Here is a 24,473-nt window from a genome sequence, read left to right as displayed (position 1 = left end):
TCCCCGTTGAACTATAGAAATGATCCGAAAAAACAGCTTCAAACGGCGTCTGCACCGCGTTCGCCTGTCCGAATCCGAATAACGTCTTCAAGCGGTGTCACAAACACCTTGCCGTCACCGATCTTGCCGCTGTTAGCTGCGCTACAGATCGCTTCCAATACGCTCTCTAACCGGGTGTCGTCCACGGCCACTTCAACTTTTACCTTGGGTAGAAAGTCGACGACGTACTCTGCCCCCCGATACAGCTCGGTATGCCCCTTTTGACGACCGAAGCCTTTAACTTCAGTCACCGTGATGCCCTGAACGCCGTTGTCAGCGAGCGCTTCACGAACGTCGTCAAGTTTGAATGGCTTGATGATAGCGGTGATGAGTTTCATCCCGGATCTCCCCTGCTGGATTAGGTAGCGGCAGCGCCGCCCGAATTAACTGCTTATCTCGTTAATGCGCATACCGTGCCACCCAACTTTTTTTTCTTATAAGTCAGCAGTTTGTTTTATAAAAATTAAGATTTTTCGGTGGCAAGGAAGACTTAGTAGCCGCCGCCACTGCCCGCTTGCACCATAAAAGAACATGAATAAAAACGCGGCGCTCTATTTCGATGCACTCCTTCGATGCACCCCGCCGATAAAGAGAGGCCAGAGGCTAATTTGCAAACGATGCATGCGCATCGACGGCGGGTTGCGTATCCTTATTAGTAAGCAGTGCACATTTATGCGTGGTCATTTAAGGAGAGAGCGATGGCGCCTCAAGATCGCATTAGCCGTTTAGCCCAGCAAATTGGGGATCGTTTACAGAACGCCTCCCAAGCCCCGGAAGATATTCAAAAAGGCGTACAGCAGGTAGTGCGTGGTGCCTTTGACAGGTTGGAGCTGGTGTCACGGGAAGACTTTGATATTTTGATGGATGTATTGCAGCGCACCCGCTCACGCGTTGAAGCTCTAGAGCGCCAAGTGGCCAGCCTTGAGGCCGCCGTGGAAGCGTCTACCTCAACGAGTCCTTCCCCCATTGAAGCAGAAGCACCACCAACCCCCGCTCCTGAACCGAACAGTGATGGTTCAGAGGATGACAAGCCCGCCTAAATCCAGAACGGACGGCAATAGGTTGACGACGCCTATTGCCGACTAAGTGGTGGCTTAATACGTTGATGTTGATGACGTAAAGAGCGTTACACCCACTTAATAAACACGAATCAATATCATTGACTTTGATTGTTGTGGTGATACTCTCCGCCTCCTACTCCCTAACTGCTTGCGGATTGTTCACCATGTCTGACTGGTCTTCTTCAACGGCTGCACTCATTGGCACGGGTCTATTACTAGGCTTTTCCAGCGATGTTTTCGCCCAAAACACAACGTCTGGATCCACGCTAAACGCAAACGCTGGAGATACCATGGTGGTGGTTGGCTCCCGCACCCCAACCCAGATCAGTCAAATACCTGGCGCGGTATGGGTGATTGATAAAGAGATGCTGCAACAGCAGACCCGCAATGGTGCAGACCTAAAGACGGCTTTGGGGCAACTTGTGCCGGGGCTGGATCTGGCACCGCAAGGGCGCACCAATTATGGGCAAAACATGCGTGGTCGGGGCGTGCAGGTGCTTATCGATGGCGTATCTCTGAACAGTTCGCGTGGGCTTTCCCGTCAGTTCGATGCCATCGATCCCTTCAATATTGAGCGTGTAGAAGTGCTTTCCGGCGCCAGCAGCCTGTATGGCGGCGGTGCTACGGGGGGCTTGATCAATATCATTACGCGTAAAGGCGAAGAAGGCCTGAACTGGCGCACCGAAGCTGGCATCACCACAGGCTTCAACAACAGCGATGATATGGATCGACGTCTGTCGCAATCGATCAGCGGCGGCAATGAGCGGGTTCAGGGCTATCTGGGTACCTCCATTGTGGACAACGGCCGTCACTATGACGGCAGCGGTCAGGAGATCTTTCCTGATATTGCCCAGACCGACCTTCAGGACAATCGCAGCATTGATGTATTGGGCAACCTCTCGTTCCGTTTGACCGACGAACAGAGCCTGGAACTGGGCGCCCAGCTGTATCGTTCCGGCTACGAAGGTAACCGGGGGGTTTACTTTCCCAACCTCGACGCAGCCACGCCCAACTTGAACGATGCCGAGATTCGCGACGGCTACCGTTCACAGCGCGACCCGGAAACCGACCGCAAGCTGGTCAACGTCAACTACCACCACGCTAACCTGTGGGGGCAAAACTTCTATCTACAGGCCTTCCACCGAGAAGAGGAATCCAGCTTCCAGGCCTTTCCTTACCCTGTCTCGGATGGCCTGCAGTTTCGCGCATCGCAACAGAACACTGATTTAAGCGGTATTAAAGCGCTGTTTGAGTCGCGCCTGGGTGATGACGTTTCGTTAACCTACGGCCTCGACCTGGATCGAGAAAAATTCGATGCCAGCCAGATGCTGTTCGATACCGATGTCTCGGATGCCACCGGTGGTCTGGTGCAGCAGGCTTCGGGCGTTGAGCCCCGCTATCCAGGCTATCAGGTGGACGGGCTTTCGGGCTTCGTCCAAGGTGACTGGCAGGCCACCCAGGCGCTTAAGCTCTCCGCAGGGTTGCGGCAGCAGCATATGGATGTCGAAGTGGGCGATTTCCAGGGTATTCCCGGCGGTAAGAACGATTACGAAGCCACGCTATTGAATGCCAGCGCCCTCTACGATTACGGCAACGGTCACCAGAACTGGCTGCAGTTTAGCCAGGGCTTCGAGCTGCCAGATCCCGCCAAATACTACGGCAAGAGCCCCGAGGTGAGTGTCGATAACAACCCTCTATCTGCCATCGAGACAGATCAGGTGGAGCTAGGCTGGCGCTACCAGGGGGGCAACTGGATGGCTCAAACGGCACTCTACTACGCTTGGTCGGACAAGGCAGTAGAGAATGCCCAGGATCTGAGCGTCAGCGTAGTGGACGAAAAGAAACGCGACTTTGGTCTAGAGAGCGCGGTAACCCGTTACTTCGACAACGGCCTGGAGGTCGGCGGCACCCTACACTTAGTGCGTTCCGAGCAGGAGAACAGCCAAGGGGAGTGGGAGAAGCGTGACGCCCGCTATGCATCGCTCTCCTCTTCAACGGCCTTTATCGGCTGGACCGACTACGTGCGTTCGGCGCGCTTGCAAGCCAGCCATACTTTCGATCTGAAAGACGACGCGGATCGTGAGATCGACGGCAACACCACCCTCGATCTATCGCTCAGCCAGGAGACCGATTTTGGCACCGTGAGTCTGGGCATACAGAACCTACTCGATGATCAGTACTCCACCGTCTGGGGCCAGCGGGCCGCTATGTTCTATTCGCCCTACTACGGACCAGAATACCTCTACGACTATCAAGGGCGCGGACGTACTTACACCCTGAACTGGTCGATGGCGTATTAAGCACCGCCCGGCTACTCGCAGGCAGCCGCTCAACAGCGAGGGAATGGGAATGGCGACACTCGACACACTCGCGCCACTCACCACCTATGACCTGCTGGCCCTTGGTCAGCGCTTCGGGATCGATTACCGCTTTCCCGAAGCGCCCGACCGCTCCCCATCGCCTTACGTGGCTCGCGGGCGTGTGATCGATTTCGAGATCACCCCGGCCCTACGCGTGACGCACTCAGATCTTGATGTTCTGCACGCTTATGCCTCCACCTCCCGTCGTACCGCTCCGTGGTTTCTCAGTGTGATACTTGAGGGCTGCATCCACGTGAGGCTCGGCCACCAGTCATTTCAATTACAGGCTGGCGACGCCTTCAGTGCACACTTCAACCAGCAGACCGGGCTTGAGGTCTTCCAGCCTGCACCACAACGCTTACGCACCCTCAACGTATCGATTCTAGATGGCCTCGAGCCTCTCTCTTCCTCGCCCGTTAACGTCGCCCCTCCAGCCACCCCAGTGCTACACACTTGGCAAGTACCGCCGCTCCTTCGCCATAGCCTAGAAACAGCACTGGCTTCGAACTGGTCAGCAGAACGGCAGTGCCTATTATGGCAAGGCCTCGCATTCCAGTTGCTCGCTCATGGCCTGCCTGCCGCTTGCCTGGAAACCGGCGACAAAAACACACAAGATGGCCCCCCTCCGGACCTTTCTCATCGCGATCACCAACGTCTGGAGCGCTTGCGCCAGCAGCTCGAACATTATCCCAACCAGAATTACCAGCTGGAGCAGTTGGCTCGAAATGCCGCCATGAGCCCTAGTAGCCTACGCACCAAGTTCCAGCGCTGTTACGGCTGCTCGATATTCGACTACCTACGGCGTTGTCGCCTGACCCAAGCTCAGGCGTACTTACGCAAAGGTTATAGCGTGCAGCAAACTGCCCACGCCTGCGGCTACCGCCACGCTAGCAACTTTGCTACGGCATATAAGCGGGCCTTTGGTGTCACTCCGCATGAGGTCTTCAAGTGTCGCTAACGTACTATCCATAACGTACAGCCCATAACGTACTATCCATAACGTCTTGCCGTAAGTTCCCCTACTCTGCATTTTTTGGCAGCACGCATAACCTCTTTGTCATAGCGCATACCTTTCCAAAGCAATTAAACGCAATAATTCTCATTAACAAATTAGTTAATTGCTTCTCATTGCAGGTACACCCCCATGTCTTTTATGCCTCGCCGTTTGTTACGCTCTCCACTCAGTGCCGCTGTCATCGCGGCACTCACGGCACCCTCGGTTTACGCTCAGGCAAGCGCGCAGGAAAGTACTCTGGAAAGTACAGCGCTAGGCACTGTGACGGTAACCGCTCAGCAGGCGGCCACTAAAGTCGCCACCCCTTTTATTGAAACGCCGCAAAGCGTGTCTACGATTAGCCGCGAACAAATGGAACACCGTGGGGTAGACACCGTTCAGCGCGCCACCGACTATACGCCCGGTGTTTACAGCAATCAGGTGGGCGCCTCCAACCGCTTCGACTACCTGGTACTACGGGGCTTTTCTGACGGCAGCTTGAGCAACACCTTCTTAGATGGTCTTAAAGTGATGGGCGATGCCAACTCCCATAGCAGTATGCGCATCGATCCGTGGTTTTTAGACAGCATTGAAGTAGTCCGCGGGCCTGCCTCGGTGCTCTATGGGCGTGCCTCACCGGGTGGTGTGGTGGCGCTAAATAGCAAGCGCCCTGAGTTTGAACCAGGCGGTGAGCTACGTTTTCGGGTAGGCAATAATAACCAGCGCAGTGCCGCCTTTGACCTCACTGGGCCGATTGGCGCAGAGCAGCGAGTAGCGTTTCGCCTGACCGGCATTGCCAGCACCGCTGACACCCAGTTTGGCCCCGCCGAAGAGGAGCGCTATGCCATTGCGCCGCGGCTAACCTGGGATATCACCGACGACACCAGCCTAACGGTTGAGGCCTATCTACAGGATGAACCCGAAGGCGGCTACCACTCCGGCGTGCCCTATGAAGGAGCGGTAGTACCCAGAAACGGCAAGCAGATCAGTAACAACTTCTTTGATGGCGAAGCTGACTACAACGCCTACGAGCGTACTCAGCGCATGGCTGGCTATACCCTGGAACATCGCTTTAATGACGACGTAACGGGCCGCCAGTTAATGCGTTATCTCAACTCCGATGTGGTGCTGAATCAAGTCTACGGCTATGGCTGGACGTCACCTACCTCTGATGAACTAACCCGCTACTATTCTGGCAGTGATGAGTCCCTGGAAGCTTGGACTATCGACAATCAGCTTGAAGCCACCGTCAGCAGCGGCTTTATGGATCACACACTGCTTGTCGGGGTCGATTATCAACAGCGGGAAAACGACGTATCGTGGCCCACTGGGTATTTCCACCCCATCAATGCCTTTAATCCTGTCTATGGCAGCGGGCCGATTGAATTTTACGCACCTACCCGTGAGCGCCACGAGATTGATCAAACCGGCGTTTATCTACAGGATCAAATCGCCGTCGATAACTGGCGCTTCACGCTAGGCGGCCGCTACGACTGGGTGAATATCGACAATACCAACCGCGATAGCGGTGACACCAGTTCACTTAGCGATACCCAGTTCAGCGGCCGCGCCGGTGTGGTCTACCTGTTTGACAATGGAGTAGCGCCCTACCTGAGCTACTCCACCGCCTTCACCCCTACTAGTTTTGTGGATGAGAGTGGCGACCTGCTTCAACCAATGGAAGGCGAACAGTGGGAGGCCGGCTTAAAACTCCAGCCTAACGGCAGCGCCAGCCAATTCAGCGCGGCGCTGTTCCATATCAGCCAAGAGAACGTCGCGACCAAGGTGCAGCCATCCGACCCTTATCGCGCGGTAGGTGAAATTGAATCCCAAGGACTGGAGCTGGAAGCACAAACCCAGCTAACGGATACCCTCTCGGTTCAGGCAGGCTATAGCTTCACCGACATCACCTACGCCAAAAGCGATGATGGCAACCAGGGTAACAACGCGATTTACTCCCCGCGCCACCAAGTACAGCTGTGGGGCCACTACGAGGCCAATAAGGGCTGGCTAAACGGCGTGGATGTCGGTGTTGGCGTACGCCACTATGCGGATATTGCCGCCGATCGAGCCAACACTGAAACCGTCCCTGACTACACCCTGGTGGATGCCACCATTGGCTACGATCTAAGCCAACTCGGCGTTGAAGGGGTGGAAACGCGCCTCAATGTGAACAACCTGCTGGATAAGGAGTACGTGGCCTCCTGTAACTCGCTGGAGTACTGCTACTTCGGCGCCGAGCGCGGTGTGACCGCCAGCGTTCACTACCGTTTCTAAACGCTTGTGCTAAGCGACGTTCCAAGCACTTATCTAAGCCCTTGTCTAAGCATTATTAATTTATTGTAACCCCACCTGCCCAGGCCACTCAGCCTGGGCATTTTTCCTTGAAGACAAGTTTGCAAACAATAAATATTATCGTTTAAATACAGTTCTTATTTTCTGGATAGCCTCTCACCACCATGCGCCACACTAACCTGTTCTCTTTGCTCGCGCGCTGCGGGCTGTTCGCCGTTTGTATGCTGAGCGTTTCTACTGCCCAGGCGCAGTGGGCCACGGTGGACTGGACCATCGCGGAAACACTACTGGCCATTGATGCGCCGGTTAGCAGCGTTGCTCAGCAGAGCGATTATCACCAGTGGGTGGGCGAGCCACAGATACCCGACACTGCCACCGATATGGGACTACGCACCCAGCCTAATTTAGAACTGCTGGCCCAAGTGCCTCCGGAACAGACGCTGATCTCGCCCATGTTTGCCGGTTTGACACCGCGCCTGGAGCGCATTGCCCCGGTCACTTCATTCTCGCTCTACTCGCCCGGCACCGATACCTGGCAAGAGATGCAAACCCTGACCCGTGAGCTGGGCGAGTTAACCGAGCATCAGCCCCAGGCCGAGCAGCTTATTGCAGAGACCCAAACGTTGATGACCACGCTGCGCGAATCTCGCCCCCTCTCTCAGTCTGAAACTGCGCCGCTGCTGATGGTACAGTTTATGGATGCCCGCCACGTGCGGGTGTTTGGGGAAAACAGCTTATACAACGCCGTGCTGGAGCAGCTCGACCTCCCCAATGCCTGGGATCAACCCACCAATGCCTGGGGATTTGCACTGGTAGGAATTGAAGCGCTGGCGCGCTATCCAGAAGCAACGCTGGTGATCATCGACCCACTCCCCATCGGAGCCGAAGAGCAGCTCGCAAACAGCGGCCTGTGGCAGCAACTCCCCAGCGTCAGGTATGACAGGATAGTTCGCCTACCGCCGGTATGGAGCTTCGGCGCGCTGCCCTCCGCCCAGCGTTTTGCAAGGGAATTGTTTGCTGCACTGTCGGCAGGCAGCCCAGCTCAAGTAACCGACTCAACTGTTAACTAAGGTCAGTTTTCCAGGCACACGCTATTTTTAAACGTTCCAATTAACGTAGGGTTACGTTAGGAATAAAAAACTAGCGAGGGGGCGCCATGACACTAGCCATTGTGGCCACGCGCGCAGGGGTTGGGCTGGAAGCACCCGCCGTGCATGTCGAGGTACATCTAGCCAACGGCTTGCCGGGACTAACGCTGGTGGGTCTGCCAGAAACCGCCGTCAAAGAGAGCCGCGAGCGGGTGCGCAGCGCGCTCATCAATGCCGGGTTTGATTTCCCCAACACCAAGCGCATTACCCTCAACCTTGCCCCCGCCGACCTACCTAAAGAGGGCGGCCGCTTCGATTTGCCGATTGCACTCGGCATTCTGGCCGCCTCTGGCCAGATTCCAGTAGATGCGCTAGAAGGCATGGAGTGCGCAGGTGAACTGGCATTGGATGGCAAACTACGCGCCGTGCCCGGCGTATTACCCTTTGCTCTCGCCACACGGCGCGTCAACAAAGCACTGATTATTCCCCGCGCCTGTGCCGACGAAGCCGCGTTAGCGGGCGACTTACCGGTTCTACCTGCCGACACCCTATGGCAGGTCGTTGCTCACTTGCTGGGACAAGAGAAAATACCGCCCCACCAACTGTCTGCCTCGGTGAGGTCCACGGCCCCCATTGCCGACTTAGCCGACGTTCGCGGCCAGCAGCAGGCACGCCGCGCACTGGAAGTGGCGGCCGCTGGTGGCCATAACTTGCTGCTAGCAGGGCCTCCTGGCACCGGAAAAACCATGCTCGCCAGCCGCTTACCGGGCATTTTGCCGCCGCTTTGCGAAGACGATGCGCTACAAGTGGCCGCTGTACGTTCAGTCTGTGGGCTACCGCTTGAAGCAGACTGGGGCCAGCGCCCGTTTCGCCAGCCCCACCACAGCGCCAGCGCCGCCGCGTTAGTGGGTGGAGGTGTGAATTACATTAATAAAAACGACTAAACAAAAAACTGCACGACTGGCATACTGCACTTAGGAAAAAAAAGGTGCTAATAATTGCATGTCTAGTCGTAACATAATCACTAATTTTGAAGAATTTCCCCACGATGATCGCCACTGGATGGTACGGTGGGTAGATGGGTACCTGTCTTATGAGGGACGAACATCAACCCCCTCTGTTGGCGTCAAGTTGTGTCCAGTCAGCTCGAATCCAACCAAACAAGAAATTTGCAAGCCTGCCAACCTAAGTGAAGAGATCCTAGTACGCGTACACACGGGAATGGTGCCCGAGCTTGTTTTAGGTAGCATATACAAAAATGGGCGTCTAATTGGCCGCGCTAATGCTCAAACCATCCATATTAATGCAGATTTGACAGATAAAAGTACAAGAATTGTTAAAGCAAAAGACATCATGCTTGAAAGGCCAAGTTGGTGGAAAGATGAGTACCCATACCGTTGGATAGGGCAGTCAGAATACAGTCTTGGAAAAGACTTTTCCAACAGCCACTGCGTTGTAATTCAGCAAGCACAAAGTACCTATATAATCCCTTGCCACGAGGTTTTTAGAGCTCTCATGGCGCCTTCTTCTCAGTTCGCACTAGCTCTAACTACAGGGCCATGGGCGACAACAATGGAAAATATTGTTAACACCCAAAAAACTGGAAAAATTTCTGATAACGAATGGTTGGTGGTTTTAAGAAAGAGAATCAAAGATGGGCTTGCTGACCATGCAGCGAATCTCACTATTTCTGAACATGGCAAACAAACGGCCAATGCTATTTACGCTAATTTTTTAAAGACAACTGGTGAGTCTTATATATATGCAAGCATTCCTTTTTTAGTTAAAAACTTCCGATTTTCAGTCCGCTCAGTTCAAATACAATCAGAACCCAAAAAGCATTTGTGCTGGGAGATCATTTCCGCGACGTGGCCCTATAGTAACTTGACAATCCACCATCATCGTGACAACAGTGGTAATACGGCAAAAGATATTATAGAATCAGATAAAAGTGAGCCTTGGTCTAGTGCTAACCAGAATAACAATGCCTCGAAAGATGATGAAGTATCAATATCTTCTAAAGAAGACCCTGCTGCCAATTCTGGGCTTGATGAAATTTTCTCTTTAGGAGTCGACTGGAAAAACAAACCAGAGCTAAGAAAAATTGAAAAAGAAGTTAGTTATAAATATCTTTCAGGAAAAGTAACACCCATTGAAAAAAAGGATTTTAAGCATGGTACTTCTGGATTAACGACGCATGGAATAACAGTAACAAAAGAGGTTTCTGCAGAACAAGTAGCTCAAAAAAACATGCCTTATCGATTTATCCAGTTAAGAAGAATGTTAGAGCTGCTTCACGAAAATAAAATAATAAATAACCTGCATTGCTATCAGCCGCAACAAGGTGGTCTTTTTAGAGATAATATTTTGACTTGGCCATTACCGAAAAGGGTTATAGACGAGCATCAAAAAGAACATAAAAGAGGCAAATGGGTCACATTAACAGGTCTAGTACGTAGAAGCATTTTAGTTTATCATTTTGAATATAACGCGGAAAAGATATTTCTTCTTGAAATTGAATGTAGAGAAAACGAGGGTGGATACTGCACGTTATTGCTTAAAATAGCAGAAGACAACTATCAAGAAACTATTAAACGAGTTATAAATCACATTGCATTTTACCGAGGAAACTTAAAGAGCGCTGAAAGAAAAATCCGAGCATCCAGGGGAGTGTTAGATATGAAAACATGGGTACACGCATACTATAAAAAACAAAATAGTAGCTCATTTATAAAGCCCCTTAACCATGTAAGCTTCACCAACGCTTTAAAGACGCTCACAGGTGTCTAAAACACTAAAGCACCTTTTCAACATACCATTAAGTTGAAACGTATCGATAATACAGCATACAAGGGTACGGTTTTTGGAAATGGCTACGCAAGTAGCCTTGCCAACAACCGTCATCCCTTTTAATCAAATCCGCTCTTTTGTACTGTCAAAGAATTTTGGCCGACTCGCTCAACGACGAACCGACGCTCCAATAACTAACAGGGTTTACATTGGTGCTCTGAAAAAGGTGCCTAGTGGTTCGTTAGTAACTAGAGTACGTGTCTTGGAATAAAAGTTATATAAATTAGAGCTGCAGCGCCGATCACAAAAGCCCAAAAAATCGAGGATGAAGAATCTTTAAAAACATACTCATTCAAGGGTTTAGAGCATTCACATTGAATAACCACCATTACTTTGAGGAATGGTTACGCACACTGCTTTCTAATGTGTATCTAGCAGAGGATACCGTTTAAAAACTGAACAAGCCACTGCCCAGGGGATCTGACATAGTTTTTTTACGCCCATGGCTATTGTAGCCTCCTACCGCAAGGTGCACGCTTAGTTGGCTCACAGGACTTGTCTTTCAAATCGACTTTGACCGATCTAAAGTTCATTTAAATGGAGCTTGTTCAAGACAGGACTTGGCCTGCACGAGCACCAAGCATCGCTTTTTCGCACGTGTCACTGCATTATATAAAAGTCGACGTTTTTGATCGTCGCTTCCACCAACAGCTGCAGGCCAAAGAACGATTACATTGTCAAATTCACGGTTCTTTGCGCCGTGAACCGTCATACCTCTCCAGCCGCTTTCATTATCTTTTCTAGCGTGACGTCGTTGAGCGAACCCTTGCTTAATCGCCAATTCAATTTCATTTTTGGAAAAAGAAGTCTTTGCTCGAGCTCTTCTTTGCATATCCATCCAATCGGCCAAGTCACGTGTAGCTCGATGATCACCTGCGGCAGTTAGGAGAGCGATAGCGGACGAGATATCATTTACGTCCTGCAGAGGAATTTCGCTCAGGAAATTCAATGCAGCCTTGGACTCCGATTCTTCCCACAAAATCGAATAAGGACCGGAACCCTTTTTAGTCTTATTTTCAGCAGCCCATTTCACCGCCCCCTTCGCGAATGTGCCTAGTGTAGGCGTGATCACTGCAACACTCTTTCTTCCACCGTACCAATGCAGATTTCCATTAATCCAAGCACCAGCGAGCGGAGGTTTCGCAGTCAATGAAACCTTGAAAACCTTCCCAGATACAGGAGGTTTTCCCTTACGAATTTCATTAGCCGCATCGAGTAGCTCTTGGACGTTTGTGCGTCTCGGTTGAGTGAGTTCTTTCACAGTACCCACCTGAGAGAGCCACTCGCAGGCTGGATTCGGACGAAGATCCTCTCTGAGGCATTGAAACTCATCTGCAGCAGCAAAAACCTCAAGCCTACTGGCCAATCTTTCAACGATGTGAAGTCGATTTTCCGTCAAGTCTTGTGCTTCATCTACCAAGAGAATAGGGAAAGTGGCTGCCACCCAACTGCAGACTTCCTTGATTCGTAAAAGTGCTCCGGCAGCATCACACACTCGTTCGTATTGGTCAGATTCAATGTCTACAAATCCAAGTGCGTTTGCGAGCGACAACCAGCGCCGAACCAAACGCCAAGCGAAGCTATCGATCGTTGAGCAGTCCGTTCGTACTTTTAGGGGGTGCAGTTGTCCTAGCCGCTCTTCCAGGCGCCGACGGGAGCCATGCATAAAGGTCAATGCCAAGACCTTCTGCCCCTCGCTCAAAGGTGTTACCTCCAGATGATCGCGCAGTGATTTCATCAAATGATACGTCTTGCCACAGCCGGCTCCTCCAGTAAATACATGAACTGTCATGGCTGAAACACCCACACTTTATTGTCATCTTGGCTGAAACGCTGTGTCGCACTAGACCCAACACAAGCGCAAGCAAGTCCAGAGAGCAGGTCGGCAGCGCGCGCTCTACATGGTGGCGTAGTTGCAATTGCCTCTGCTACCAGTTCATAAGCAATAATATCCATCTTCTTTGCTTTGAGGTAATTCACGACGTCCGTTGCGGTCTGAGACTTTACGTGGCCTAGAGCATTCAGCTCGGTAACAGCTGCAGCTTCGTCTGCGGCCAAAATCCAACCGATCGCATCCTCGATCATGGCCCCATCGTTCCATCGAATAACCGTAGCAGGGGGTGTTGAGGTCGCCTGCAATCGATCTACGTAGCGCAGTCCCTCCTCGTCACCATCTACTAGACAGCATACTTGACTGTGCACTCGGGCCATGAACTGATGGGTTTCAACTACTTTGGCATCCTCGGTTGGAACGACGCCAACCTCAATGCTAAAAGGCCGGGCCATTGAATCGACCCAGCCAGCGGTCATCATCAAGGGTTTCAAGATGCATCGAAGTAACTGAAAGTCGGATCTGCCTTCAGGAACAAGCAGGGACGGCTGCATAAGAGCACTCAGGACATCAATCCGGCTATGCTGGAAGAACTTGCGCTGCCAGTTCTGAGCCGTAGCTGGGAGAGGGGCCTCGAGAAATGGCTCGGCTGATAGAACGCCGCCTTGCTTCTTTAAAATCAACACAGATGTGGGGTCGGCCATGCTGGCCACCAGCGGCGAATGAGTGGTCACAAAAGTTTGGGTCGAAAGTGCCTGTACACGCTGTACCAACCGCTGCTGAGCCGATGGAGGAAGATGAACTTCAGGCTCTTCTAACGCCATCAGAAATTCGCCACCGCTTGCTGCACGGGCTCGTCCCAACTCAAGCAGCAAAAGCAATCCTTGCATTGAAACCAAGCCACTACCCTGTCTTGCAGCGGGTATGTTGAACCCATCTTCAGTTGAGAAGTGAGCAGACACTGCCTCCATTACAGAGCGACTATCAGTTCTAGTCAGCCGAAGGCGGACCTGAGGCGAATTGGGAAAGGAAAGGGCTAATTCATCGTTGAGATTCTGAATCAGCGGTTCGATACCTGGATCAGCATCGATTGGCTGGTCGGGGGCCCTTAAACGATCACGCTCAGCCAGCAATGCAGCAGCAGGCTGGGCCGCCGCTGCAAGGACAGTGCGCTTGAACAACTCATTGCCCCACGAAAAGACTTTGTCCCAAGTACGACTTGCGCGTACGAGGTAAAAGCTGAGTTCCTGGATGAGCTTTCCTGGGACTGCTGCCGGGGCGTCCTCCGCGAATGGATCTACGGGCTCATCGTGGTCATGAAAATACCTAAGCACCTCCACTGCGAGTGAGTCGTGATCAAACCTAGCCTGGACCGCGATCTGACAACATAGCTTATAGGCTTCGCTTTCTCGAAGAGGATGTACCATGCCAGTGGCCTCATCCAGCCATTTGACAACTGCTCTTCCTTCTCGAAACCACTGACTACTTTGTTCAGGATCGTCATTTGGGAAATCAGTGATGGTGGCTACAAGCTTGATGCGATCGGCTGGCTGGGGACATGAACCGTAAAAGTCATGCTCGGTTAGCTCCCGAACCAGCCTGTCCCGCCCCAAAAGAAGGGTAAGTGCTTCAATTAGCGTTGTTTTACCAGTGTTGTTATCTCCAACAAAAACTGGGTGCTTTCCAAAGTGGATAGATCCAGTGCGGACTCCGCGAAAATTTTCAAGCTTAAGTGTGGCAACTCTCATTGAATCCCCTTATGTTGTGGTGTTGTGAGTCAGGACGCTAGCCGCAGGATCGCCCCCCACACTAGCAAAGAAGTAACACCTTAAACATTTTATAATTCACGGTACTTGAATCACTATTTCACGAGGTAGATCATGGCGGAAGCAAAATCATCGCCTAAAAGCCTGAAAAATATTGAGCATAAAATCCAGACTACTAATTTCTGGAAATTCATTAAAACTCAGGGGTCACGCACCGAATCTCAGCGTTTGAAGAGTATTCATGATGGATTCTCAGTCGGAGTTTACCAAACAGTGCGCGTGACTTTTCAACTACAAGATAATCAGATTAAGTTACTGTTCTCCGCATCTACTACGAAGCTAGACCGCTATTTACGAAAGCATAGGAGACTGGATTCGGTGTCCTCTGAGCGCCTTGATCGGATTGCGACTGCCAGTCAGCTCGTTTTGGAGATGTTCGGAGACAAACAGGCCTCGATCGACTGGCTGTCTCGACCTAATGAGGCACTGGGCGGGCAGACTCCTATTATGATGTGCGACACAGAAATTGGTGCTAAGCAGGCCCGCCGGGTGCTGCATGCGATGAATTGGGGCGGGGTAGCATAGCTCGGATCCTGACGTGAGCTGCAAGAAGCAAGTGCCAGCTCTAACGTAATGCGCGTCACTGGAGTAGCGCTTAATCCACGGATACAAGCTGTGTCCAGATACTCCCAGTCGAGCAGCAACCTCGGTAACGGAATGGCCTCGGTCGGCCACCTGTTTGACAGGCTTCAATTTTGAATTCTTCGGTATAACGTGGGTTGCTCATTGGACCTTTTGGGTACCTTGATTATAAGGTCTGGAGGTGTCTAAGAAACCCGGAGTGATTCATACTGCATGTTCACTTGACCCTTTATGTGCCCACCGCAAACAACCCGTTGATGTAAACTCTTTAACCTAGCAAACCCTTAAGCGCTTCTTGCGCAGAAGCATTTTCCTGCCCATCAAGAAAAGAGTTTCCTTTTAGAACAGCATCTCCCGCTATATTGAGCGGCTGAAATGGATCTGAAGTAATATCAATTTGATAGTCCCTCAGCGATCGCCCAAACTTACCCAGCGCAATACATGTGACAGAATTAGCGCCTGCTTTGCGTAAAAGTGCGGCGGCTACACCAAAGGACACGCCGTGGGTAGTACAGTCGTCCACCACTATGACGTTACGTCCGATGAGATTGCAGCGGTACTTTGGATTCAAATGAATAGTTTCTACTTGTTCGGTGGGATCAAGACGATTTATCCCGGAACCAGCTGTAGACCGCTTAGTAGAAGGCTTATGGCGAATAAATAAGGGCTCTCCCTTTCTCGCCATACGAACGGTTGATACGGTTGTCCTCAGGCGATGCGTGAAATCACTGAGCACCTCGCTATCACTGTTATCGCTAGCTGACGAAGGAAACACTCCCCAAAAAAGCTTTGGGAACGAGTCGACACCTTGAGTCAACAAGGATCTCGCGACCATGGCAAGCAGAGCATTCAATCGTGGCCCTCCTTGTTTTATGGTATTCGTTAAATGCGAGCGAAACTGTTTTTGATCAAAGTCCTTTCCAAAAGTAGATAGATCGGAAAAAGCGTGAACAGAATAGGACGATCCTTCACCGTGAAACCACCACTTACCATCCCACTCAAAGGTTAATCGAAGGGTTTCCTTAAAGGAATTTGCACAGCTTACCTGAATGCCGAGCTCAGCCACTCTTGGATCATTTAACCAGCCCGCAGCAATCATAACCGCTTTACCATTCTTGCCCATGGCAATGTCAGCTTGCGAGCCAACTAACACTAAGACATCTTGCGGCGCAATTTTTAGCTTTTCGGCAGTTCTTTTAACAATTCCTCCATTTTGCCGGCCTAACTCTTGCTTAAATATTACGCCGGTTTCAGCGAAAAGCTCATCAAACCAGCTCGGTTTTGCATTATTTGAAACAATTCCAACCTTATGGCCATCTTTAGCTGCTTCGATCAACACCTGCGCAATAGATGTGTCGGGGTCACCGTTAATTAGCAGCGCACTGGGAGAGGTTACTATCAACATAGGCTTCTTTTCATATTGTTAAAAAAGGACAAGGATTCACCTAAATTTTCAAACTCTGTTGCACTGGTTCGGCCGCGACTTCCTTTGATTGCTCGGTCTCCAATCTCACTGGGAAAGCATCCAAGTCCAGTAACTCTAAAAGCTGCTCGGTTTCCCTAGGTATTTCAAACGATACTGCACCGCGAGAACGCTCCGAAAAATCCAGCTCTGGCCGAACTTTTGCTGTTCCTGGCAGAAATACATTGACTACCTTTCTTTGGTATTTCGAAGCATATTCAACGGTATGGGCCGTACCGCTTTTAACTTTCCATTCAACTGGAATCACAAACTCAGAAAGGCCTGCCTGGATTCGATTTCGCCTCACAAAGTTCTGACCAGAGTAGGTTTGATGTGGCAGGTATTCTGTTATGACTGCCCCGCCATTCATTAAAATTTTCTCACGGATCTCTTGAGAGCCTTTGGGGTAATCCAGGAATATTCCATTTCCTAATACAGCCACTGTGGGCAAGCCATATCTGAGAGATTCTTGATGAGCAACCTGGTCAATGCCAAATGCAAGTCCAGATACTACTGTTCTCTCTGAGTGCGCCAGTGCTGCAACAACGTAGCGAGCCAAGAACTCACCATCTTTTGACGGCTTACGAGTGCCCACAACAGCAATTGGACGATTATGAAGAGCTCGAATATCTCCTTGGATAAATAGCCAACGCGGCCCATCTTCAGTCTCTTTGAGACTACCTGGGAATTCCTCCTGATCTCGAAAGACCAGCCGTGTTCTATGTTTGGCCAGCTCCCTAGCCAGCTGAAGGCCAGCTTCCCAGACTTTATGCTGCCACTCTTCAGGGCTTTCTTCGTCCAGCAGAAGTGATACCTCCAGCTCTTTTTCAAGAACTGAAATCGGTGAATTTTTAAGAAAGTCTTTGAACCCTTCACCGGCAGGCAACATCAGACGAAATAGCGTCCAGTACCCAACCCCTTTGATAGTCGATAGCGCAAGAAAAGCTACGACTTCATTACGCCAAAAATCGGAACCACGATCCATTCCTTACATTCCCAGTTAGCCGCTTTTTTCGTTATCCATAGCCAGAGACTACTTGAATCCGGCCTTTCGCAGAAGAACTTGCCTGCGCCTACTGCGCCTTTCACATCCACTTTTTCTTCTTCACCGCGCTCTGAAAGACATTCCTCGGTCAATCTAGAACTTTTGGTATTCTCGGGAATGCGAGTAATGATCCTATTCCATAAGCACTATGAGCACGTACATTGGGCTATTTTAAATAACGATGGTAGCTTCATAGCTACAGCAAGACAGCCTAGTCATTTCATGCAGCTTAGGCAAAGAAGGCGCATTCGGTGAGGCAATGACGTTGATTAAGCCTATTCATCCTGGTGCTTTTTTGGAGCACTTTAGAACAGATAACGGTTAAAGCTTGCTTCCTCCGTCGTCACGAAAGTAGTCATCTGTAGCGACTAGGCCAAATGTGTCGTTCTGCTCGCCAGCCTCTTTCCCAACCTCGTCATTGAATAAATTTGGTATACGTCGCTCCTGTTTTAGATACGTCACTGTGCCAAAAAAGCAACTTTCACAGAGATGTAGTTCGTAGCGCTCGCCATCATGTCTAGCTCCATATCCCCAATGAGCTTGGAGCGTAGCAAACTCAAGCCCATCATTCGCTCCCCGAGTGGAACATAGGCATACATCGCACATCACATCAGTAACGGTATCGATTTCCACCTTTTCAGTAATTTTCATTTGATTCTCCACCATTATTTAATCATCCATTTCCTAGACCCATTGACCTGATGAATTGACTAATCCGGTGACACCATTAGCTACCTACCAAAAGATAATGATGGAACCCCAATGAGCTCGGTAGCCGCTGTCCCATGTGCAGCATTCGGTTAGGGCCAACATAATTCACTAAGCCTTTCATCGCCGCCTATTACGTTGAACAGTCCTGCGATAAGGATACGCTCAGAAACAGCTTGCGAATGAACGAAAATAATGACACTTTTTCATGAAACGCTAAGAAATAGTAGGGAATGTTAACGTATGGAAATTTACCAATATGACCTCAACAATGCCTCATATCGTAGGCAGCAACGGGGTTTTTCATCACCGAGCAGCGGTAAACCGACTGCTTTCTTGAGCCATAGCCATAAAGATAACCAGCTGGCATTAGGTCTTCAGCAAATGCTCATTGAACAAGGATGGGATCTCTACATCGATTGGCAAGATCAAAAGATGCCGGAACGCCCTGATGCGGAAACCGCAAGGCGAATCAAGAACGCCATTGTAAATGCCAATTGGTTCCTTTTCCTTGCTACTGAGAACTCTATGTCATCACGATGGTGCCCTTGGGAGATTGGTTACGCTGATGGAAAGAAGCACCTCAATAACATCGTTATCGTTCCTACCGTCGATTCATCCGGTCGTCATCACGGCAATGAATATCTACAGCTTTATTCCCGTATCGAAACTTCAACAAACGGAGGGTTAGCGCTATACGACCTTCAAGGAAACGGCCGTTGGCTGAGAAATCTTTGACATTCCCTACAACAACCTAAACGGTAGCTCAGAATGAAACGTGATCAGCTACGGCTCGTTGACACCCTTTCAAAAGAGCTAGAAGAAGGAAATCTAGCAATTTTTGCGGGTGCAGGCTTTTCGAGAGCAGCAGGTTATGTCGACTGGAAGTCCTTGCTCAAGCCAATTGCTGACGAGCTTGAATTAGACGTTGATAAAGAATGGGACCTGGTTACGTTGGCGCAATACCACACAAATGTTAATGCGACTAACCGAGCAAAACTCAACCAGCTACTGGTGACTGAGTTCTCAATGACGGCGGGGCCCACAGAGAACCACACGATTCTGGCAAGGCTGCCAATCCCAACCTACTGGACAACCAATTACGATCGTTTGATTGAAACAGCTCTTGAAAAAAACGAAAAGATAGCTGACATCAAACATACCAACAAGCAATTGGCAACGACACGGCCGAAACGTGATGCAATTGTTTATAAGATGCATGGAGACATCGAGCATGCCGCTGACGCGGTGTTGACCCGTGATGACTATGAGCGTTACCACGTCGATATGCAGCCGTTCATTACCGCTTTAAGCGGTGACCTGGTTTCTAAAACCTTCCTCTTTCTCGGCTTCAGTTTCACCGACCCTAATCTAGAATATATTCTTAGCCGCGTCCGAATTCAGTTTAATCGAAATCAACGACAGCACTACTGCATCCTGAGGAAAGCTAGCAAAGGAGAGAATGAAGACCTAGCTGACTTCGAGTACCGCCAACGCAAGGAAGAGCTTTTCAGAGGAGAGCTGCTCCGTGTCGGGATCAAAGCAGTTTACGTTGACGAGTTTTCTGAAATTACAGACATTCTGCGTGCCATTGAGCATCGTCATAAAAGAAATACTATCTTCATCTCTGGTGCGGCTCATGACTATAGCCCGTGGTCCAAGAACGAATCAGAGCAATTCGTTTATCATCTGAGCAGAACCATTTGCAAAGAACAGTACCGAGTGATTTCAGGGTTTGGCCTCGGTATAGGGAGCGCGATCATAACGGGTGTGCTTGAACAAACTGTTATGAATGGTGGCCGCCTCGACAACGATCAGTTGATTCTCAGGCCATTTCCACAGAGTAAGACTGGAGAAAAGCCGCTGAAGGAACTGTGGACAGAATATCGACGCAATATGCTCGCTCATGCAGGCGTTGCTATTTTTTTGTTTGGCAATAAGTTGGAAGATGGTGAATTAATTCTTTCTGAAGGAATGCGCGAAGAATTCGATATCGCTGTAGCGAAAGGAGTTTTTGTAATTCCTGTTGGTATCACAGGCTCGATGTCGGAGTTACTGTGGAGCGATGTTATGAAGTCTTATCAAGAATCTCAGTACGAGAATGGTAAGAAGATTACACCGTTGTTGCACGAACTAGGCGATAAAGCTACGTCGCTTGAACGCGCTCAAGAAGTCATCCTCCTCCTCTTGCGACTCATCTAAGGAGTCCCCATGGCTAGAAAGGTTTTCTTCAGCTTCAAGTACGACGACGTTCAGAGAGCGATGAATGTCCGAAACAGTAACGTGATCCATGCCAACCCTAAAGCTGGCTTCATCGACAAAGCAGAGTTCGAGAAGTTAGAACGCACAGGTGAAAGCACGGTCAAAGCATGGATAGATGCCCAGCTTATCGGCACGACTGTGACGGTCGTACTTGTAGGTGCCAATACTGATAAAAGTAAATGGGTCAAATACGAGATAGAGCAGAGTATCAAACGTGGAAACGGCTTGCTGACTATTGATATTAGTAAGATCGCTGATTTCAATAGACAAACAAGTGCCTTCTGCGGCATGACGGTTAAGGGATACAAGCACTACCGCTGGAATACAGATAATGGTCGTGAAAACCTTGGAGTCTGGGTCGAAGAAGCTGCCAAGGCTGCTGGTAAACCTTGAACGATTTTAAGGCGACACACCCTATGCTCAAGTATAGGATTCATCAGACTCTGCAGTGCCATTTACACTACGGGCTTCCTATGTGAATTATCATCTCACTTTGGCCAAGCCCTCAACCTTACATTCCTTTTAGCGCTTCAAGCTTTCTTATATGATAACGCACAGTCATAGTACTCATAGGCTGCATACGGCTTCTGCCGGCAAAGATAAAGGCCTTAGGGTCGACTCCCAACTGATATTCCTTCATTAAATGAGGCAATGGCCCGAGGAGCTCGTAGCGCTCATCATCCACAGTAATGAATACCTTTCGGTTGGAGTGCAACACGTGTTCGTAGCGAAGCATGAGGACCTTTTTTAATGGCAACTGATAAAGCATTGAAATTGCTGCAGGCATTAAAGCTCTAGCCTCACGCTCGTTCGGCGTGGAAACGAGTTTTTCTATTACTGCCTTAATTTTCTTAACTTTTTGCTTGTTACTTATCCCTTTATTTTTTTTCTCTGGTAACACTAGATTAACGGCGTACTTTTCTTTAGCAAAGGTTCTAAAAATAGTTAAGGAAGCACGATGCCCTGGCCTATTATTAACATGAGACACGATTGCATCTTCGGGAAGTTCCTGAATGGAAGTTACCTTGGCTGAAATCAGTAGCTCTATAGCTGCTCGCAAATAGTTCCTAACAGTCAAAGGTTTGATTGGCGTCTCTTTGTAAGTAATTCTCTCACTCAAATCTTTTGCATAGGTGACGATCTCACGATGCCAAGGCTGCTCCTTACAACATTGCAAAATATCATTAATTCTTTTATTTTCAATTAATTGCTCTTGCTCTTCGTTATCCCACACGATGCCAATTTTTTCTACTAAGAAGTTCACCACATGAAAAGAACGGCGGAGCTTTTCAGCTCCGAATAAATTGAATAAGTGTTGCTGATCAATACCTCTGACGGACAAAGTATGCCGTTCGAGTATGACAAAAAAACGCGCATAGTTATCTATTCGCATCGTCATATTTCCCGCTTGCCTAGGAAGTTTATCCCAAGAACAAAACTCAAGAAAAAGCGTTCTACACCAATGAGCTTCGAATAATTCAAGATTCAGGTTCACCCTTTTTTTTATTCTGCGTTCTAATGCACAGCTTGGGCAGGGGGCACTTCCACCACCAGGCGTGCTCATCTCACAGTCAGGACATGAATGAACCTTTGGATACGGACCACTGCAGTCTCTACACACCGCTCGACCTTCAGCATCATATTGATCAAGCTGGCGATATCGCCGGCAAACGGCACAAGTTACAAATGAGCGGTTTTTTCTTTCGCATGCCAGACAGACACCCCCCGCCATACCGTCAATGGTGGCGGGCGAGCATCTACTATCAGGATTCCCACATTGAGCGCAGGTACGCTCTTCTCGCACATGAGGTGAGCAGCTTTTGCAGAATGCAGCATTTCCAATCACATAATCAGCTTTCGGCAGCGGCTTTTCGCATCGTGCGCAGACGCGGTGCAGCCTGAGGCACTCACTGCATACCGGGCTCTGTTCATACTTATGGGCTCTCACTGACGCGCCGCACTTAGTGCAAGTCTTTTTCTTAAACTCACGGGCATAACATGTCGAGCAGTAAGCGCTTCCTTTGTAGCGCCTATGTGCCTTAAGCATGGATCGACCACAGTCATCACACTGCAAGTGGGGTTTACGACTCACAAAAAGGGGTATCCTAAAAAGCTTAATATATGTTGAGCTCTTTCCTGGCGAAACTGTACAAGCTCAGTTCGCCGACACCGATTTAGACAAGGCTCTTGTGGCAGCTGATTCGTGCTGCGCGTTCTTCGTACCCCTACTGGCAGACATGTAAGCTGCTCATCAAAAAAAGCAGGCATTATATTTTTTATGAATGTCCTCTGAGTTAGACCAAGCACACTTGAACCTTCTTGAAATGACGATGGCCAATCACGAAGCCAATATGCCAAGGTTTCCAAAACTGCAGCCCTATAGGCGACACGCTGAAGCTCATACAAGCAACGCTGATTTGATGGATAATGGAAGGGCTTCAAGCCGTAATGAAGCCTCAGTCGATTATGCTGTAGCGAATTAGCGAGCACACCGGCCATTACCCGAATGACACTCACAGCTTCCGGACTGGTGGACGCTTGTGGAAGCAAATTAGTTGGAGTTCCATTCGCTAACTTCAGTAACTGGGATTGAAAAGCTATCACTAATGAAGAACAGCACAAGGTTGGTAACTTGCGAGAAAGAAGCGACACCCCACATACCGTACAACGATCCATTCTTTGCACGGTACTTCGATGTGGCATCAATGGCGCATCACAACGTGGACAAGCATCGCTCATCATGGCGCCATGGTAAGGACAAACAACCATAAACCCTAAACGCCAGTCACGATAATAGATGGCCCCATAATCCCTGAAGCATTCGGAGCAATACTGAAGGCCGTGCCGGGTACGCACCTTATTAGATATCCCCGCGGACAGAAGAAAGGGGATATTTCCCTGACGATGAATTTTTACCAAACTCTGCTCAATTGAGCGTAACGTCATTCTTTCGACTGACGCAACATCAAAGCCAGAGTGGCACGACATGATATAGAGGAGTTCATCACTGGCACTACGATCAATGTCACGGTCCCAGATAGGAGTAGATGGGGCCCAGTAATTAGCAAACCGATAGGGGGTCAGGCCATGAGCAAAGGCGCTACGCATCAACCACGAAGAAAACAGCTCATTCTTGGCGGGTGATAACATGATAGCCCAGCCCCCTCTGATCACAGTTTGAGCGCCTCCTTGCCATAATCAGAGAGCTTAACCCAGCCGATGTCATCAAGAAGCTTAGCGTCTATATGTTCTTTACCTTCTCGGATCGCCTTAACGGTCGCTCTTTTCAGGACGGACGCTACTCCGCCGATGGTGCCCCCACTCATACTATGTAGCTTTATCGCGATATCCTGACTAGACAGCTGAGAGGGGTCAGCTAATGGCAGTAAGCGTTCAAAGCTGGCCAAGAGGCGCAAGAAGCTAACATCTAACTGCCATCGAGGTAGTGCCAGCGGCTCAAAGCGACTTGAGAGTTGAGTATCGGTGTGCAGCGCGAGAATGGAGTCACGTGTACCGACGGCTACAAGAGGAAGCTGTAGCTTATTGCTCAATCTCTTTAGCATTCCTAGAAAATGCCTCTGCTGTCTGGCACTTCCATGTAGCACATTGTGGATTTCATCGATAATGAGCATCTTGGCTTGTACGTAAGTTAATACCGAAATAGCTTGGTTCTCCTTACGCTGCACGGGATCCGTATCTCTGTGGGCAATTTTTAAAGACAGAAGCAATTCAGTCCAAAAACGCCCTTCATTTGGTTCGGAAGGCATTTCCATCACAATGACAGGTGCTAATGGTTCTCCAGAGGGAAGAATCTTCACCGGATGCTTTTCTCTGAAACGGTCGATTAACGTACTTTTTCCATTCCCGCTTTCTCCGACCAGCAGTGTGTTGGGCATCCGCTGTACACGCGGATGTGCTAACTGATCCTCAAGCCGGGTCATGATTTCTTTGGCCCTAGGATAGGAAATCCAATGGTTTTGCTGAGCGAAAAAAATGCGGTCTTCCGTCGTCCAGGTGAGTGTCTCAGCAATCTCTGGCTTGAGGTGATCAAAATGGGCCATATTCATTTC

At 49.8% G+C, this 24,473-nt stretch carries 19 protein-coding genes and 2 pseudogenes; 11 read left to right on the top strand and 10 right to left on the bottom strand.

What is annotated here, in order from left to right; genetic code table 11:
• Positions 1–38 precede the first annotated feature (38 nt).
• On the bottom strand, positions 39–377 hold the full coding sequence (locus CEK60_RS18800) for a P-II family nitrogen regulator (RefSeq protein ID WP_038479487.1): 339 nt from the start codon (positions 375–377) through the stop codon (positions 39–41).
• A gap of 360 nt (positions 378–737) precedes the next feature.
• Here CEK60_RS18800 and CEK60_RS18795 point away from each other — a divergent pair, with 360 nt between their 5' ends.
• From CEK60_RS18795 to CEK60_RS18765, 7 genes and pseudogenes are all read left to right on the top strand, one after another.
• Entirely contained in the window at positions 738–1,079 is a 342-nt protein-coding gene (locus CEK60_RS18795; protein WP_089040291.1) for an accessory factor UbiK family protein, read from the top strand.
• Positions 1,080–1,264: 185 nt separating this feature from the next.
• Positions 1,265–3,400 carry a TonB-dependent receptor gene (locus tag CEK60_RS18790; RefSeq protein ID WP_232471403.1) on the top strand — a complete coding sequence of 712 codons (2,136 nt, stop codon included), beginning with the start codon at positions 1,265–1,267 and terminating at the stop codon, positions 3,398–3,400.
• Positions 3,401–3,449: 49 nt separating this feature from the next.
• Positions 3,450–4,418, top strand: a complete 969-nt coding sequence (locus CEK60_RS18785; protein ID WP_232471402.1) for a helix-turn-helix transcriptional regulator — start codon at positions 3,450–3,452, stop codon at positions 4,416–4,418.
• Between the two features lie 195 nt (positions 4,419–4,613).
• On the top strand, positions 4,614–6,731 hold the full coding sequence (locus tag CEK60_RS18780) for a TonB-dependent siderophore receptor (RefSeq protein ID WP_446718667.1): 2,118 nt from the start codon (positions 4,614–4,616) through the stop codon (positions 6,729–6,731).
• Positions 6,732–6,913: 182 nt separating this feature from the next.
• Positions 6,914–7,819: an ABC transporter substrate-binding protein gene (locus tag CEK60_RS18775; protein ID WP_089040287.1), complete on the top strand. Its 906-nt coding sequence runs from the start codon at positions 6,914–6,916 to the stop codon at positions 7,817–7,819.
• A gap of 86 nt (positions 7,820–7,905) precedes the next feature.
• Positions 7,906–8,754, top strand: a pseudogene (locus tag CEK60_RS18770) (YifB family Mg chelatase-like AAA ATPase); the annotation flags it as partial.
• 85 nt (positions 8,755–8,839) lie between these two features.
• On the top strand, positions 8,840–10,627 hold the full coding sequence (locus tag CEK60_RS18765) for a hypothetical protein (RefSeq protein WP_089040285.1): 1,788 nt from the start codon (positions 8,840–8,842) through the stop codon (positions 10,625–10,627).
• A 589-nt stretch (positions 10,628–11,216) separates the two neighbouring features.
• Here the strand turns inward: CEK60_RS18765 and CEK60_RS18760 are convergent.
• The gene (locus CEK60_RS18760) at positions 11,217–12,479 is read right to left on the bottom strand and encodes an ATP-binding domain-containing protein (protein ID WP_089040284.1); all 1,263 of its coding nucleotides are present in this window, start codon (positions 12,477–12,479) and stop codon (positions 11,217–11,219) included.
• Positions 12,476–14,266 carry an ATP-dependent nuclease gene (locus tag CEK60_RS18755; RefSeq protein WP_089040283.1) on the bottom strand — a complete coding sequence of 597 codons (1,791 nt, stop codon included), beginning with the start codon at positions 14,264–14,266 and terminating at the stop codon, positions 12,476–12,478. Before CEK60_RS18755 ends, CEK60_RS18760 begins: the two co-directional genes overlap by 4 nt.
• Positions 14,267–14,398: 132 nt before the next feature.
• On the opposite strand from CEK60_RS18755, the gene CEK60_RS18750 reads away from it, so the two are divergent.
• A complete protein-coding gene (locus CEK60_RS18750) occupies positions 14,399–14,869 on the top strand; it encodes an antitoxin Xre/MbcA/ParS toxin-binding domain-containing protein (RefSeq protein WP_089040282.1) in 471 nt (156 codons plus the stop codon).
• 51 nt (positions 14,870–14,920) lie between these two features.
• Here the strand turns inward: CEK60_RS18750 and CEK60_RS18745 are convergent.
• The 4 genes and pseudogenes from CEK60_RS18745 to CEK60_RS18730 all read right to left on the bottom strand — a co-directional run.
• Positions 14,921–15,071, bottom strand: a pseudogene (locus CEK60_RS18745) (transposase); the annotation flags it as partial.
• A gap of 123 nt (positions 15,072–15,194) precedes the next feature.
• Positions 15,195–16,331: a hypothetical protein gene (locus CEK60_RS18740; RefSeq protein ID WP_089040281.1), complete on the bottom strand. Its 1,137-nt coding sequence runs from the start codon at positions 16,329–16,331 to the stop codon at positions 15,195–15,197.
• Between the two features lie 40 nt (positions 16,332–16,371).
• The gene (locus CEK60_RS18735) at positions 16,372–17,373 is read right to left on the bottom strand and encodes a DNA-processing protein DprA (RefSeq protein WP_089040280.1); all 1,002 of its coding nucleotides are present in this window, start codon (positions 17,371–17,373) and stop codon (positions 16,372–16,374) included.
• A gap of 381 nt (positions 17,374–17,754) precedes the next feature.
• Complete coding sequence (locus tag CEK60_RS18730; RefSeq protein ID WP_089040977.1) at positions 17,755–18,084, bottom strand: hypothetical protein; 330 nt, start codon at positions 18,082–18,084, stop codon at positions 17,755–17,757.
• A 300-nt stretch (positions 18,085–18,384) separates the two neighbouring features.
• Between CEK60_RS18730 and CEK60_RS18725 the strand changes: the two genes are divergently transcribed.
• From CEK60_RS18725 to CEK60_RS18715, 3 genes are read left to right on the top strand one after another with little or no spacing between them, the layout of a single operon-like run.
• Entirely contained in the window at positions 18,385–18,879 is a 495-nt protein-coding gene (locus CEK60_RS18725; protein WP_089040279.1) for a toll/interleukin-1 receptor domain-containing protein, read from the top strand.
• 33 nt (positions 18,880–18,912) lie between these two features.
• Entirely contained in the window at positions 18,913–20,343 is a 1,431-nt protein-coding gene (locus tag CEK60_RS18720; RefSeq protein WP_089040278.1) for an SIR2 family protein, read from the top strand.
• Positions 20,344–20,352: 9 nt separating this feature from the next.
• Positions 20,353–20,796 (top strand): TIR domain-containing protein, encoded by a 444-nt coding sequence (locus CEK60_RS18715; protein WP_089040277.1) that lies wholly within the window; start codon positions 20,353–20,355, stop codon positions 20,794–20,796.
• Positions 20,797–20,914: 118 nt separating this feature from the next.
• Here CEK60_RS18715 and CEK60_RS18710 read toward each other — a convergent pair whose 3' ends face one another.
• The 3 genes from CEK60_RS18710 to CEK60_RS18700 form a co-directional block, all read right to left on the bottom strand.
• The gene (locus CEK60_RS18710) at positions 20,915–21,967 is read right to left on the bottom strand and encodes a hypothetical protein (protein ID WP_157698056.1); all 1,053 of its coding nucleotides are present in this window, start codon (positions 21,965–21,967) and stop codon (positions 20,915–20,917) included.
• A gap of 524 nt (positions 21,968–22,491) precedes the next feature.
• The gene (locus CEK60_RS23060; RefSeq protein WP_157698055.1) at positions 22,492–23,553 is read right to left on the bottom strand and encodes a TniQ family protein; all 1,062 of its coding nucleotides are present in this window, start codon (positions 23,551–23,553) and stop codon (positions 22,492–22,494) included.
• 20 nt (positions 23,554–23,573) lie between these two features.
• A complete protein-coding gene (locus CEK60_RS18700) occupies positions 23,574–24,464 on the bottom strand; it encodes a TniB family NTP-binding protein (protein WP_157698054.1) in 891 nt (296 codons plus the stop codon).
• Between the last annotated feature and the right edge of the window lie 9 nt (positions 24,465–24,473).

The sequence above is a fragment of the Halomonas sp. N3-2A genome (genome assembly GCF_002216165.1).
Taxonomy (GTDB): Bacteria; Pseudomonadota; Gammaproteobacteria; order Pseudomonadales; family Halomonadaceae; genus Vreelandella.
Note: the sequence above shows the minus strand (reverse complement) of the source record. Positions and strands in the feature narration are given on the sequence as shown.

Coding starts and splice junctions, on each gene's coding strand:
- CEK60_RS18775 (WP_089040287.1), top strand. CDS start 6,914: ATGCGCCACACTAACCTGTTCTCTTTGCTCGCGCGCTGCGGGCTGTTC.
- CEK60_RS18760 (WP_089040284.1), bottom strand. CDS start 12,479: ATGACAGTTCATGTATTTACTGGAGGAGCCGGCTGTGGCAAGACGTAT.
- CEK60_RS23060 (WP_157698055.1), bottom strand. CDS start 23,553: ATGTTATCACCCGCCAAGAATGAGCTGTTTTCTTCGTGGTTGATGCGT.
- CEK60_RS18785 (WP_232471402.1), top strand. CDS start 3,450: ATGGCGACACTCGACACACTCGCGCCACTCACCACCTATGACCTGCTG.
- CEK60_RS18790 (WP_232471403.1), top strand. CDS start 1,265: ATGTCTGACTGGTCTTCTTCAACGGCTGCACTCATTGGCACGGGTCTA.
- CEK60_RS18715 (WP_089040277.1), top strand. CDS start 20,353: ATGGCTAGAAAGGTTTTCTTCAGCTTCAAGTACGACGACGTTCAGAGA.
- CEK60_RS18780 (WP_446718667.1), top strand. CDS start 4,614: ATGCCTCGCCGTTTGTTACGCTCTCCACTCAGTGCCGCTGTCATCGCG.
- CEK60_RS18735 (WP_089040280.1), bottom strand. CDS start 17,373: ATGGATCGTGGTTCCGATTTTTGGCGTAATGAAGTCGTAGCTTTTCTT.
- CEK60_RS18720 (WP_089040278.1), top strand. CDS start 18,913: ATGAAACGTGATCAGCTACGGCTCGTTGACACCCTTTCAAAAGAGCTA.
- CEK60_RS18750 (WP_089040282.1), top strand. CDS start 14,399: ATGGCGGAAGCAAAATCATCGCCTAAAAGCCTGAAAAATATTGAGCAT.
- CEK60_RS18725 (WP_089040279.1), top strand. CDS start 18,385: ATGGAAATTTACCAATATGACCTCAACAATGCCTCATATCGTAGGCAG.
- CEK60_RS18700 (WP_157698054.1), bottom strand. CDS start 24,464: ATGGCCCATTTTGATCACCTCAAGCCAGAGATTGCTGAGACACTCACC.
- CEK60_RS18740 (WP_089040281.1), bottom strand. CDS start 16,331: ATGTTGATAGTAACCTCTCCCAGTGCGCTGCTAATTAACGGTGACCCC.
- CEK60_RS18765 (WP_089040285.1), top strand. CDS start 8,840: ATGTCTAGTCGTAACATAATCACTAATTTTGAAGAATTTCCCCACGAT.
- CEK60_RS18710 (WP_157698056.1), bottom strand. CDS start 21,967: ATGAGCACGCCTGGTGGTGGAAGTGCCCCCTGCCCAAGCTGTGCATTA.
- CEK60_RS18755 (WP_089040283.1), bottom strand. CDS start 14,266: ATGAGAGTTGCCACACTTAAGCTTGAAAATTTTCGCGGAGTCCGCACT.
- CEK60_RS18795 (WP_089040291.1), top strand. CDS start 738: ATGGCGCCTCAAGATCGCATTAGCCGTTTAGCCCAGCAAATTGGGGAT.
- CEK60_RS18800 (WP_038479487.1), bottom strand. CDS start 377: ATGAAACTCATCACCGCTATCATCAAGCCATTCAAACTTGACGACGTT.
- CEK60_RS18730 (WP_089040977.1), bottom strand. CDS start 18,084: ATGAAAATTACTGAAAAGGTGGAAATCGATACCGTTACTGATGTGATG.